This window comes from Streptomyces sp. NPDC020875 (genome assembly GCF_040641415.1).
GTDB lineage: Bacteria > Actinomycetota > Actinomycetes > Streptomycetales > Streptomycetaceae > Streptomyces.
Genome location: NZ_JBFADP010000025.1, coordinates 93160 through 105666 on the forward strand (window position 1 = coordinate 93160; position 12507 = coordinate 105666).

General features: G+C 65.8%; 10 protein-coding genes and 1 pseudogene. 5 read left to right on the forward strand and 6 right to left on the reverse strand.

All coding sequences use genetic code 11. The features are described 5' to 3' along the window. Positions 1 to 43: 43 nt before the first annotated feature. The gene (locus AB0G74_RS16830) at positions 44 to 721 is read left to right on the forward strand and encodes a GGDEF domain-containing protein (protein WP_361146434.1); all 678 of its coding nucleotides are present in this window, start codon (positions 44 to 46) and stop codon (positions 719 to 721) included. Beyond that, a complete protein-coding gene (locus AB0G74_RS16835; protein ID WP_361146437.1) occupies positions 718 to 1188 on the forward strand; it encodes a hypothetical protein in 471 nt (156 codons plus the stop codon). The genes AB0G74_RS16830 and AB0G74_RS16835 overlap by 4 nt, the downstream gene beginning before the upstream one ends. Here the strand turns inward: AB0G74_RS16835 and AB0G74_RS16840 are convergent. Continuing rightward, positions 1099 to 1842: a hypothetical protein gene (locus AB0G74_RS16840; RefSeq protein WP_361146439.1), complete on the reverse strand. Its 744-nt coding sequence runs from the start codon at positions 1840 to 1842 to the stop codon at positions 1099 to 1101. The two genes, AB0G74_RS16835 and AB0G74_RS16840, sit on opposite strands and share 90 nt — an antisense overlap. Before the next feature lie 575 nt (positions 1843 to 2417). Here AB0G74_RS16840 and AB0G74_RS16845 point away from each other — a divergent pair. Next, the gene (locus AB0G74_RS16845) at positions 2418 to 6155 is read left to right on the forward strand and encodes a DNRLRE domain-containing protein (protein ID WP_361146441.1); all 3738 of its coding nucleotides are present in this window, start codon (positions 2418 to 2420) and stop codon (positions 6153 to 6155) included. Between the two features lie 59 nt (positions 6156 to 6214). Here AB0G74_RS16845 and AB0G74_RS16850 read toward each other — a convergent pair whose 3' ends face one another. From AB0G74_RS16850 to AB0G74_RS16865, 4 genes are all read right to left on the reverse strand, one after another. Continuing rightward, the gene (locus tag AB0G74_RS16850) at positions 6215 to 6850 is read right to left on the reverse strand and encodes a hypothetical protein (protein WP_361146444.1); all 636 of its coding nucleotides are present in this window, start codon (positions 6848 to 6850) and stop codon (positions 6215 to 6217) included. Between the two features lie 1003 nt (positions 6851 to 7853). Next, the gene (locus AB0G74_RS16855; protein ID WP_361146447.1) at positions 7854 to 8174 is read right to left on the reverse strand and encodes a MafI family immunity protein; all 321 of its coding nucleotides are present in this window, start codon (positions 8172 to 8174) and stop codon (positions 7854 to 7856) included. A gap of 397 nt (positions 8175 to 8571) precedes the next feature. Next, positions 8572 to 9897: a ParB/RepB/Spo0J family partition protein gene (locus AB0G74_RS16860; protein ID WP_361146450.1), complete on the reverse strand. Its 1326-nt coding sequence runs from the start codon at positions 9895 to 9897 to the stop codon at positions 8572 to 8574. Next, the gene (locus AB0G74_RS16865) at positions 9894 to 11045 is read right to left on the reverse strand and encodes a ParA family protein (RefSeq protein WP_361146453.1); all 1152 of its coding nucleotides are present in this window, start codon (positions 11043 to 11045) and stop codon (positions 9894 to 9896) included. The genes AB0G74_RS16860 and AB0G74_RS16865 overlap by 4 nt, the downstream gene beginning before the upstream one ends. A 269-nt stretch (positions 11046 to 11314) precedes the next feature. On the opposite strand from AB0G74_RS16865, the gene AB0G74_RS16870 reads away from it, so the two are divergent. Both AB0G74_RS16870 and AB0G74_RS16875 read left to right on the forward strand, forming a co-directional pair. After that, a complete protein-coding gene (locus tag AB0G74_RS16870) occupies positions 11315 to 11560 on the forward strand; it encodes a hypothetical protein (RefSeq protein WP_361146456.1) in 246 nt (81 codons plus the stop codon). A 143-nt stretch (positions 11561 to 11703) separates the two neighbouring features. Next, positions 11704 to 12246 carry a hypothetical protein gene (locus AB0G74_RS16875; RefSeq protein WP_361146458.1) on the forward strand — a complete coding sequence of 181 codons (543 nt, stop codon included), beginning with the start codon at positions 11704 to 11706 and terminating at the stop codon, positions 12244 to 12246. A 73-nt stretch (positions 12247 to 12319) separates the two neighbouring features. On the opposite strand, the pseudogene AB0G74_RS16880 reads toward AB0G74_RS16875, so the two are convergent. Continuing rightward, positions 12320 to 12507: pseudogene (locus AB0G74_RS16880) on the reverse strand (HNH endonuclease); the annotation flags it as partial.

A 12507-nucleotide genomic window follows, 5' to 3' on the forward strand; every position in this document is an offset into this window, starting at 1 on the left:
CCGGGACCACCCACCCCGTACGAGACGAGAGGGAGACCTCAGTATGGACTCCGTCCTGCACCACCGGGGCCGAATCGGCTCGCGCACCCTCCTTCTGACAACCGCCGCTGTACCGCTGACCGGCTGGGCGGTGCACGCCGTCGCGTTGCATAAGCGGCTCGCCGCCACGCGGAAGGACCCGCTGACCGGCCTGCTGCGCCGCGACGCCTACACCGCCCGCGCTCGTCGGCTTCTCGCCCGCCACGGCGACGACACCGCTGTGGTGATGGTCGACGCCGATCGGTTCAAGGCCATCAACGACAGCCTGGGGCACGCGGCGGGCGATACCGTCCTGGCGGCGCTCGCGGCTCGGCTCACCGCCTGGGCGGGCCCGCGCGCCGTTGTCGGCCGCCTCGGCGGCGACGAGTTCGCGGCCGTCCTTCCGCTGCCCGCCCCGCTCCTGGAGCAGTGCCTCGCCCAGTTGGTCCGGCTGCTGTACTCCCCGGTTGTCCTCGACGACGGCCGCACCGTCGACGTCGCCGCCTCGGTCGGCGCCGCGACCCCGGACACGGTCGGTGTCCAAGATTTGAGCCTGTTGCAGAGGGCGGCCGACGCGGCCCTGTACGACGGCAAGCACTCCGGCCGCGCGCACGTCGCCACCGCCGCGCACACCACAGTCCCGTCCATCAACGGCCGCCGCGCCGGGCGTTCCGGAACGGCTGCGTGGGGGTGGGTGGCATGACCACCGCTCCCCCGCCTCCGGCGGGCGACTGGATCCGCGGCATCAGCATCAAGCAGCCCTGGGCCACGGCGATCCTGACCGGCGTGAAGACGATCGAGAACCGTCTGCGGCACTGGTCCTGGAGGGGCTGGTTCCTCTTGCACGCGTGCCTGCAGACCGACCGGCCCGCCCTGTGCCAGCCCTTGCTCGCCCGTACGGTCCGCGGCCGGGAACTGGTGACCGGTGCCGTGATCGGCTTCGCCCGCCTCACCGGCTGCCACCAGGACTCCCCCGGCACCACTTCGTGCTCCCGCTGGGCTCAGGCCCGGGACGGTGGCTGGGGGCACGCGCTGACGGCGACCGCGTCTTCGTACAGCAGCGACAACGGACGCCCGTTCTCAGGACACCGGGCTGATTGGCGGTGTGGTGCGGACTTCGGCGTCCGGTGCCAGCCGGAGACCGGCCGCGACGAGGAAATCCGTGAGTGAGATCTGGCTGCCGCCGGTCCCGTCGTCCCATCTGGTCCAGAGCTTCGACTCATCACCGTCCCAGGTGTCGACGTCCTCGCTCGGATGCTGCTCGACCGTCCCTTCACCGTGCCGGTACCGCAGATACAGGTACTGCCCCGTCGTCGTCCAGGCATCCCACTGCGACGGACAGCCCCCGGAGGTCTGCACCACTCGCGCGAGGGCCACATCCTCGTGCAGGTGAGCCTCGACAGCGCCCAGATGCTGGTCGTGTGCGATGAGTAGATCGTCCACGAGACCGAGCAGGCGGACGTTGCCGCTGGGGAACTGGAGCATGAGGCCAGCCGCGAAGCCCACATGACCATCGTTGTAGTCGATCTGCCGAACCGACCGGATCGTCTGTCCGACCAACAGGGTCACCGGAACATCGGGCGAATCGTCGACCACGGAAACGCTTCCCTGCTCCCCCATCGAGTACGGTCCATGCGGTTGCTCGGCCCGCAGAGCCACTCCGGTTGAGGGCGTGTGGACCAGCACCGGGCCCAGGCCCTCCAGATGAAGCCACAGATGCACCAGCGACGGATCGTCGTGCGCGTAGTGATGCCAAGCCGTTGTCACCTTCAGCAGCCGCCTCCCGATCAGGTCGGCGGCAAACAGCTCCTCATCGTCGATCACCCGCCGATGCTCGCACGGCCTCGCCCATCCGACAGCCGGACCCGGCCGTGATGGCGCCATGCTTCCGCGCGTCTACGTCGACGGCCAATGTGTCCGGCAGGCAGACAACCGTCGGAGAGCAGGCCCACGAGCGGATCACCGTGTCGAGCTCAGGCTCGTACTGACCGCAACTCTGAGAAGCCATCCTGCACTTCCGGGCCCCAGCCACATCAACAGCACCGGCCTATCGGGCCATCGGACTTATAGGGCTGATTCCGCACCTCGGCCGCCCACGGGAGCACTGATGAGCCTCCGATCCTCCGCAAGAACCCACGGTCACGCTGGCCATTCTGTGGTAAACCCTGGCTCCCAGGCCGCCGCTTTCATGCATGAATCAGCCAATATGCTCGACATCTGTCAAGGCCGCGACATCAAGTCATCCCGTGGAGACGATCTTGCCTTCCCTCAAGTGCTGTAGAAGCGTTCAACGCGTTATTCGAACTGGAGTCCGCTTACTGCGCGAGGCGGACGGAAGGAAATGATGCACATTGTCTGTCTTACGAGGAAATCGTGCCCTGTCTATCGGAATAGGCACGATGCTGCTCGCCACCGGTGGAACAGTGATAGCCACCTCCCCCAACGCCGGAGCCACCCCGTCGACCCCCAAGGCACCGTCCGCCAATGCCTCACCACCGACTGAGGCGGACCTCCGGGAAGCCGATCTGGCGTGGGCAACCCGCCACAGCAAAGGCGGCATCCCCTGGGCCCTCGCCGAGGCGAAGAGGACCGGAAAGAAGACCGTCGTCCCGGACGAGACCACGCCTACGACGCTGACCCACGCTCTCCCCAACGGATCACTGACCACCGAGCTAACCGCAGGACCGGCACGGATACTGAGCGGTGGCAGGTGGGTGGCAGTAGATGCCACGCTCACCAAGGACGCCAACGGCCAGGTGAAGTCAAAAGCTCACCCCGGCGGCCTCAAGCTCGCTCCCGGCAGCGGAACTCCTGCCCCTTCCCTGAAGGCGGCCAGGACCGCCGCAGCCCGCGATCTGGTGACACTGGGCAGCGGGAAGGGCAAGGTCACACTCCAATGGAAGGGCGGCCTGCCCGCACCGCACCTCGACGGCACCCGCGCAACGTACCGCGACGCCGTACCCGGGGCCGACGTGATCGTGCAAGCGACCCGGACAGGCTTCGAGCAGTACGTCAACATCAACGAAAGACCCACCAGCCGCGACTACAGCTACACCCTCCCACTGCGGACCGACGGCCTGGCCGCGAAGCCCCAGAAGGACGGCTCGGTCACGTTCACCGACCCGGCCTCCGGCGAGCAGCGAGCCGTCATGCCAGCCCCGGTGATGTGGGACGCCACCGTCGACAAGATATCGGGCAAGCACACCAACCGCCGCCGTGTGGACATGAAGGTCATCGACAAGGGAGACGGCGCCTTCGACCTCGTCGTCACCCCGGACCCCGACTTCCTCGCGGACCCGGACACCACATACCCCGTCACCGTCGACCCCTCGACGTCCAACCTGTCGAACGTCTTCGACACCTACGCCCAGCAGGGCGAGAACGTCGACCTCTCCACGGACGTCGAACTCGACTTCGGCAACCCAGGCACAAGAAACCCCGACAACACACCCCGCACGGCCCGGTCGTTCATTACATGGAACACCGAACCGTTCAAGGACGCCCTGATCACCAACGCCGACCTGTCCCTGTGGAACTTCCACTCCGGCAACACCGACTGCCTCGGCTACGCCTGGAACATCTACGACACCACACCCTCCTCCACGGCCACACGGTGGACGAACCAGCCGACATGGGTGCGGCAGTACCACTCGTCCACCCAGACCAAGGGAGGCCCGTCCTGCCCGACGGCCCCCGACGGCTGGATCAGCGCAGACGTCACCACACTCGTACAGACCTGGGCATCCGCCATGGCCTCCCGCGGCCATATGGGCCTGCGAGCTGCCACCGACGACGTCAGGGCATGGAAGCGCGTCAACTCCGCCAACGCGACCGCCAACCAGCCCAAGCTGAACGTCACCTGGAACTACCGGCCCGGCGACGGAACCGCACAGCAGGCCGGCCCGCCGTACAGATCCTTCGCCGGACTGTGGGCCGTGAACACGATGACGCCGACGCTGCGGGACAAGTTCACCGACGCCGACGGCGACAAGGTAACCGGGACCTTCCAGATCTACGACGCCGCGACCAACACCCCCATCACCACCCCGGCGGGCGACGGCGTCGTCGTCTCCCCCGCCGTTGTTCCCGGCGCCTGGGCGACAGTCCAGGCGCCCGCCGGCCAGCTCGTGGACGGCCGCACATACAAATTCCGTACCAACGCCTTCGACGGCGTCCACTACAACCTGAACTGGTCCCCCTGGCGGGAGTTCGTCGTGGACACCACGGCGCCCGGAGAGCCACAGAAGATCAGCTCCACGACCTATCCCGAGAACTGGGGCGGCGGCGGCGCCGGAGTAGCCGGCACCTTTGATGTGACCACTGGCGCCTTGGACGCCTACGAGGTGAGCTACCGCCTAGACCCGTACGAGGACGATACCGACAGCCACGGCTGGACCTCTGTCCGGACCCGGGGCAGCCTCACGAGGGCCGTGGCCCCAGACGCCTCATACTCGGTGACCCCCGCAGCCAACGGGAACCACTTCACACAAACCCGTACCGTCGACCGCGCTGGCAACGTAGGACCGATCAAGGACTACGGATTCACCGCCGGCACCCGAGACTACAACCGCAAGCAAAAGGTCGACATTTCGCTCCCGCAGCCCGACCTCGCTGTGGCCGATCCCATCCAGGTCGATACCCCCCAGCCGCCGGGCTCCGGGGGGGCATCGAATTGGAAGGGCTGGAAGCCCCGCATCTTCAGCCAGGGCGGATCCACGGTGACCATTACCCCGCGGAAGGAACGCTCGCTAGAAGGCACACGCAAGGCGGCCAGGCAACTCAAGGCACGTGCCCCTTCCTACCCCGCTCCGATCATCAAGGGCGCATGGTGCCAGCCGTCGCTGAGCGGCGCGGCACAGAAGTCGCTGATCACTCGCAACGAAGCATGTGTCTTCATCGACGTCAAGTTCGTGGCGAACTGGAGTTTCCAGGGCATCCCCGTTGCTTCGTATCGGGCCGACTTCGAGTTCGCGTTCCAGGTCAAGACTGACCCGCTGACGGGCGACATCAAGACGTGGATCGAGATCAACCCGGTCTACAACGATTTTCCAGGGGATGAGAGAGCAGTTCTGCTCGGTGCCGGGGGACAGAATGCCTTCATCGACTCCATGTGTTTCAGCGACGGTTGTGAGGGCGGTTCGGGGCCGAAGCCCTTCGACTTCTACAACGACCTGAGCTGGAAGGGCGGCGGCGGATGGAACCCCGTCGACAGCCACATGGCGACCGGTACTTCCAACCATAAGTGGAACGGCTCCGTCAACAACTCCACCGGGGCTCGGGACATCGACCTCTCCAAGGCTCTGCCCATCTGGTTCGTGGGCAATTTCGCAACCGAGAGTGGCCCGCCGGACGGAAAGGGCGAGAAGGAGAAGGACACCGGTCCGTGGCGGTCCCCCAGCATTGATGTGCGCTGCGACAAGGTAGCGAGCAACGGCACCACCTCAGGCTGTGTACTGCCGCAGTACTTCCCCGAGTACAAGTTCAACACCGCGAAATACCCAGCGGCTGCAGCGCACGCATGGCTGATCCAGCACAAGTCGAAGGTCAAGGGAAGCGGCAAGTCACTCGCCGACCCGCTGAAGTACCTGCCGAAGAAGGAGCGCAACGAGCTCGCCCACGAACGCAAGGACAACCGCGACAAGGTGATGTGCCCGCGATACACAGGTCCACGGCAGGACGGCTGGGTGCCAGTGAAGCGCTTCAACGCGCATCCGCGGACGTACCTCCACCCGGAGCTCGACGGTGCCTCAGAGAGCATCTCGTGCGATGAGTTCCCGTTCTCCTCGACCTACCAGTCACCGGGCGTTCCCGCGCTGAAGCACGGTGAGAACCCGGCTGGCCGCAATGGCGGCGGAGAGTGCATCCAGACCGTGGCGGCCAAGGTCGACAACGGCAGCGAACACCTGCTGGACGACACCCGCTACGATCCCCCCACCTTCAACGAGAACTGCGGTAGATCCTCGATGTCCTTGAAGGTCAACTCAGGCTCAATGAACCTGACCAACTTCTACGAAGGATTCCTGAAGAAGTTCCGGGTCATCGACCGAGACGCATACACCCTAGAACCGGGCAGTGCCTGGTTCAGAACGTGCGACACGACCAAGCCCGAACTGGTCTGCACCATGACCAAGCCCTAACAGCCACACCCAATGGGCGGCCCCCACCCCTGCTCACGACGGGGTGGGGGCCGCACCGTTCAGTGAACCTGCCGCCAGAAGGCGCCAGCCTCATCCAAACCCGGATTCTCGGGGTCGTCCCACACCAAGCACCCCCACACCAGCCCAGGCACATCGGAACCCATCAGATCCGCAGGTCCAACCGTCAGCGTTCGGTGAACAGTCTCCAGATACACGGCAATCGACGAGAAGACGGCCTCGCCAGCAGGCTCATCCACAATCGACCAATCACCCACACCCTGAGGGCCCGCGTACAACCCGTGCTCGGGCCCAGCCTCATCCCGGGTCAACCACGGTACAACCGGAGCACCACCCCAGCCGTCCCTGCCTCCCCCCACAGGCAACCTCAGCCCCAAAGCCTGCGCCGGCGGGAGTACGACCCCGCCGGGCAAGAACGCCCCTGAAGCTACTTCCCCCTCCTCATCGGCTTCGATGATCTGGTGCGTCACTCCCCCACACAGGCCCCATAACGCCGCCAGCCCCGACGGCAGTCCAAACCCGAGATGCTGCCGCAGAGCCGTATCGGCGATTCTGATGTCCTCCTCCGGAGCCGGCGGCAAGAGGGACGCGAAGGACAGGGGCGCGTGTGTGGCGAGCCAGTCCGTCAACACCTGCCAGACTGCGGCAATTCGCTCAACTTCATCGTGGTCGCTCATGAGCCGATCCTAGGGATGACCCGGTGCCCATGGAGCAGGAGCAGCGAGCTGAGAGCGCTCAGCGGCCGGAATACTGCGTGGGCGGGGCTGCATACCGCTGGGGGCTGCTCGGAGGCGATCAATCCGCGGTCTTACTGAAGCTTGCCGCCAACCGTCGCCAGTGACGCTGATCGACGAGGGGCCGAGCACGCACTGGACACAGCCATTCCTGCCGACTCTCCTGACAGCCTGCAACGGAACTGTGGACGCCTCATACCTCGACCGTGATCCCGACGAATACGAACCTGGCCTGTTCCTCGCCCAGCATCATCTGCTGCCACTGTGTGAAAACCTTGTAGTTCGGCGTGGGGTGGAAGCAGACGAGTTCTGGGCCCCTGGAACCCCCTGCCGTCGCCGACGATACTCTCACTCCCTTGAACGGCCTGGCCATCGACAACGGGGGACAGCTCGCGTCCTTCAACCAAGACTCCGGAGAGCTGCCGACACCCCTCACCGCCCCGGGACACGCCCTTGGCGACTTCCTCAGCTCGCTCGCTGCAGCTCCCCCATCTCTGGAACCGGCCCCTTGACAGAAGAAGCCACACCTCACGCCCACCGAAGCGCCCTTGTCCGGGAGCCGCTACCCGGAGACGGAACAGCCTGGACAGGCATCGACTGCCCCTAACAATCGTGCCGAGCCCAGAGGGCCTGTACTCCCCCATCACTGCCGGGAGTGCAAGCCATCCTTTGTTGCTCGGGTACTCAATGGCAGACGCCCGGCTCGCCTATCTGGCTTCTCGGGTATTAACGCCGTTAACGGGTCCTCGAGGGGGCGGGCCCCTGCCTCCAGAGGTGTGACGTCTCAGTCGTGCGATTGCGACGTGCACGCCGATCCGCCATCAGGGTCAGATGCGCCGTCTTGTAGGAGATGCGAAGGCTGCCGAATCCCTTGCACATGGAAGCTCCGGCAAGTCCCGCACGCGGGATGTGTGAGGGAAGCGATGAGGTCCTCCGGGCTGGCTGATCATTCCTGCTCGGAGGCAGCGGCGAGGTGACGGCGACAGAAGTCGGCAGCTGTGAGGTGGGGCCTGTGCAGCGCATCGCTGTAAAGCCGCATCTCACGCGCTGCTCGGTCCAGATGCCGCCAGAAACTGAGGGGCAGGTCGAGATCGTCACCGATATCGACCAGGCAGTCGAAGGCAAGTCCGAGCTCGTTGTGCTCCAGGAACTCGAGCGTCGCTGAGAGATCGATATCCGGCAGGCGTGTGAGGTGGGCCCGGGCAGCGTCGAGGTGGTCACTGGTCTGATTCCAGCTGGCCTGCAGAGCCTTGCGATCATCGGGCATGGCGTCAGTGTGGCCGGTTCCCTGATCAAGGGCACGCGACTTTCGCTGGCCGTCCGCCCCAGCGCAGGCCCTTCTCGCCGCAAACACGAACAAGCTCTGCCACCACACCCCCAGCGATCGGACGGACCTCACCCCAAATCCAACCCGCCGCCATCACCAACCTGGCGAACCTTCCCGGTCAGAGCACTGGGCACCGGGTCGAGACCTCGCCTCCACATGCCGTACGCGTACCCGCTTTATGCACGCCCTGCCGCAGCCATCTCCAACCACAGCGCGACCCTGGAGCCGAGCTGTCCGGAAAGAGCTGACTCCCCCATCGAAGCGTCGATGGGGGAGTCAGCTCTTCTTGAGCTCGCAGCCAGCGCAAGGTAGGACTGCTCCGACCTGAGGCCAACTCCTAATCGGCAGTTGACTGGACCACGTCGCGACGCCGCTGGGCCATCTCGTTGAGTGTCTCAACCAAGATCAGGAACTGTGTGTCGTTCATACGGCTATTAAGGAACTCGGCCGCCTGGACGGCGTTGTCGTACGGGAACCTGACGCCGGTAACTACCGGCTTCTGAGCCCCACCATGAGGTCGCTCCCCTCGAGGTACAGGCACCGCGTCCGACGCCTCTGCCCGTCCGTCCGAGGAACCTCCTTGGCCCCCCGCACCGCCAGAATGAACGCCGCCATCAGCGCCTCCAGCTTCGGCGGGGCCAACGTTGTTGTCCGCGGACAACACAACAGCGTCGACCGTCGCAGACGAGCTCTCCAGGATGGCGCCCCCGGAGTCCCCCTCACCGATGGAGCCGATGTTGTCCGCGGACAACAAACCGGAGGGCTCGGGTGCCCCGACGCCGGCCTCCCCCGGCACCACCGGCGAGTGCTCAGAGCCAGAAAGAGATTCGTTGTCCGCGGACAACAAACCCGACGATCCCTGAGCCAAGGCCTCACGCCCCGCCGCCAGCAGACGCTGCTCCTCAACCTTCTGCTGCTCCAGCGCCTCCTTGGCACCCGCAAGGTGAGCGAGCAACGCTGCCGCGTCCAGACCCGGATCATCCTTGAGCCGACGGGCCAAAGCACGACCATCCCGCTCGGAAACCTCACCGGCGCTCAGCATCACCTGAATCTCAACCGGCAGAGTCAGCAGAGCCAGCTGGTTCGTGATCCAGGACCGATCCTTCCCGAGTCGCTTTGCAGCCCTGCTCCGCGCACCGCGCTCGCCGCCCTCTTCCGCGCAAACACAGACGAGCTGCTCCACACCTCGCGCCCGCTCGATGACGTCGAAGTCCTCGCGGTCGAGGTTCTCCGCAAGCAGGTGATCGACGAAGTCCTCTCGGCTCGCGGCCAAATCGTCACGGACGACGAAGTCGAGCTTGTCCAGCCCCACGTGGACGGCGCTGCGGAAGCGGCGTTCGCCGTTGACCAGGACGTAGAGGGCATCCGGCCCAATCGTGGTCTCGTGCTCTGGCCACAGCTGCAAGTAGGTCTCGCGAGTGACCGCCACGCACGCTGCCAGCTGAGCTTCCCGCAGCTCCTCACCGAAGCGGGCCATCTCGTCATCGGACCCGAAGTTGCGGCGAGGGTTGAGGGGGGTCGGCGCTACCTGCGTCAGAGAGAGACGCGCCAGTTCATACGCCGGGATCGAACCCTCGGTCAGCGCCTTCGCCCGCCCCCGGGCGCTCCGACTGCGGGCCCGGCCAAATGAAGAACTCTCGCCCACCTTGTCAGCGACGCTCATCCCTGGAACCTCCTGGCAATCGAACGCAGGACGTTCGCCTGCTCACAGTCCGGCTCATAGGCCAGCAACGGTTCTTTCCGCCGCACCGCCTCCCGCTGTTCCTTGAGCTCCGGGACGATGCCCAGCACGGGTTCATCCATACTCTGCCAAGACTCGAGGGACGACGTCGCGATGTATCCATTCCTGGCGTCATAGAGATTCACGACGAAGCCCAGGGTCTGGATCTCGACCTTCAGGTCCTCGCACAGGTCGTCCATCTGCTCGGCGAGCATGTCGTACGCGTCACCGGAGGTGTCCTCCGCCTGCACCGGAATGACGATCCCTGACTGTCCCGGCTCCTCACCTTCACGCGTGCGCCCGTAGTAGAGCGCCGTGTCCATGGTGTAGCCGAGGCTCGGCGGACAGTCGACGACGATGAACTCGAACTCCTGCTCAAGGCCAGCCAGCACACGCTCAAGCGCAGTTTCCTTGATTCGGACAGCCCGAGTGGTGGCGAGCTTCGCGTCGAGCAGGAACGCGTCCTTGCACGCCGGGAGCAACCACAGACAGTCCTCGAAGTCGCCACCCTTTATCGGGACGAGCAGTGCCTGCAGATCGCCCTCAGCGTCGGCCAGCATGTGCTTAGCCAGACTGGGGGACTCGATGTCGAGCATCTCGTACCCCAGCTGCCGGGTGAGATGACCCTGTGGGTCGAAGTCAATGAGCAGAGTCCGCTTGCCGGTCTCCGCCAAGGCCTGGGCGACGCCCGCCGATACCGACGTCTTTCCTACGCCACCCTTCTGGTTTCCGAACACCAGGCGCCGTGCGCCCGTCGTCCGCGGGGGAGTGGGCCGAGGCGAAGGATGAGCATCGAGCCAGCTTCGGATGGACTGAGCCATCCCCTGGTTGTATGAGATCTTGCGAGGCTTACAAGCGCCCTTCAGCTTCTCGTACAGCCCGGCGGGCAGGTAGGTCGAGAAGGAAGAGCCACCGCTCGTGTCGACAGCGGCATGGTCCTGCAGATCCAGCCAGGCCGTGACGCCCTCCGTCACGGCCTCCTGGATATCGATCCCCAACTCCGCTGCTCTCACTTTGAGTTCGCGACGAAGAGGCACCGGTAGCTTGGCAACTACCTTTTCACGATCTTCCGGGCTGTATGGAACAGTCATGGCGCTACCTTAGTACCGTCTGATGGTTTTGGAGCGCACCTTCACCTCGTGTCGACCAACCACGGACCGCAAGCCCCACCCTGAGACCACTCTCGACGTAAGCAGACGGGGACGCTCGCCCTCGTCCGTGCCCGTACCGAAAACCGGTAAGCCGCCAGGGGCCGTATCCGCCCGCTGCCCGCAAAGCGTGCACCCGGTCGACGCCGCAGCCGGACAGAGCAGCGCCGACCGACTGCCTCTGGACATCCCCGACTTGTACGATCCCCGGCATGACACCCCGTCGCCGCCCCCTCGGACCCGGCCCCGTACCGCAGCCCGACGCGGAGCGCCAGGAGCACGAAGACGACGCCCGTACGGCTCCCCGCATCCACGCCGCTGAAGCCGACCTCGACGACCGGCCGCTGTACCAGCCCGACATCGGAATCGACGACCTCCGAGCCAGGGGAGTCCTCGGACCGCACCAGTCCGCGGCCGCGCCGACCACTGCCCACCGCAGACTGTGCTCCGGCGACTGAATGCAGGGCCGGGCCCGCGTACGCCGTGGCGGCCAGGTCGGTCCCCTTCGGCGCTGCGGAACTGTTGCGGTTGGTGGTGTGCGCAGGGTCTGCCGCGCCCCGGCGTCGGGGTTTGGGAGCAAGACCAGGGGGAGTTGCTACCGATGTTGATGACGTTGTCCGGTGGGGCCGGGGCCGGGAAGACGACCCTGGCCGAAGCTCTGGCTGCTACCGCGGCCCGAGGCCGGGTGCAGGTGTTCCACTGCGACGACTACTACTTTCAGCGCCCCGGTCAGGGCGTCTGGAGTCCGGACGAGACCGGGGAACTCAGGCTGGATGTCGGTGACCCGAAGTCCATCGACCTCACACGCCTCACCCGCGATGCCGGTACCGCGCTCGCCGGCCCTGCTGCTGTGGTCGTCGTCGAAGGGCTCTTCGCCCGGCACATCACCCCCCAGGTCCCGGTACCGCGGTTCGACATCTTCGTCGATCTCCCCGCCGACCTGCGCCTCGCGCGGAAGATCCACCGCAAATGCGTCCGCGACGGCTTCCCACTGGACGTGCTCCTAAGGAACTATGTGAGCCGCCGTACCGCCCACGAGCAGCACATCGAGCCCCTCCGCAGCACATGTGACTTGGTCGTCGATGCCGCTGTCCCCTCGGCGGAACTCGCCCAGCGCATCTGGACCGCCATACGGACATCGTGAGGTCTGCCGCCGACTGGCGGGGAGGACCCCGCCGGTCCGGGAGGACGGACGGGGCCACAGACGCGCCGAGGGCCTACGGCGCCGTCGTCCAGGTGACGTTCGTCGTGGTGCACCCCGCGGCGATCTGCCGCAGCCGGGTCTGTTCGGTCCGGTCGATGGTGAGGCTCCAGCGGAGCTTGGTGGCCAGCCACTCCGAGGTGTAGCGGCAGATCGCGCCGTTGGACGGCGGCAGCCACTGGGCGGGGTCCTGGTCGGACTTGG

What these genes read in the sequence shown, in the direction of transcription:
- AB0G74_RS16865 (WP_361146453.1), bottom strand. Translation starts at nt 11,045, where the DNA reads ATGACTGTTCCATACAGCCCGGAAGATCGTGAAAAGGTAGTTGCCAAG.
- AB0G74_RS16850 (WP_361146444.1), bottom strand. Translation starts at nt 6,850, where the DNA reads ATGAGCGACCACGATGAAGTTGAGCGAATTGCCGCAGTCTGGCAGGTG.
- AB0G74_RS16835 (WP_361146437.1), top strand. Translation starts at nt 718, where the DNA reads ATGACCACCGCTCCCCCGCCTCCGGCGGGCGACTGGATCCGCGGCATC.
- AB0G74_RS16845 (WP_361146441.1), top strand. Translation starts at nt 2,418, where the DNA reads ATGCTGCTCGCCACCGGTGGAACAGTGATAGCCACCTCCCCCAACGCC.
- AB0G74_RS16855 (WP_361146447.1), bottom strand. Translation starts at nt 8,174, where the DNA reads ATGCCCGATGATCGCAAGGCTCTGCAGGCCAGCTGGAATCAGACCAGT.
- AB0G74_RS16875 (WP_361146458.1), top strand. Translation starts at nt 11,704, where the DNA reads ATGTTGATGACGTTGTCCGGTGGGGCCGGGGCCGGGAAGACGACCCTG.
- AB0G74_RS16870 (WP_361146456.1), top strand. Translation starts at nt 11,315, where the DNA reads ATGACACCCCGTCGCCGCCCCCTCGGACCCGGCCCCGTACCGCAGCCC.
- AB0G74_RS16830 (WP_361146434.1), top strand. Translation starts at nt 44, where the DNA reads ATGGACTCCGTCCTGCACCACCGGGGCCGAATCGGCTCGCGCACCCTC.
- AB0G74_RS16860 (WP_361146450.1), bottom strand. Translation starts at nt 9,897, where the DNA reads ATGAGCGTCGCTGACAAGGTGGGCGAGAGTTCTTCATTTGGCCGGGCC.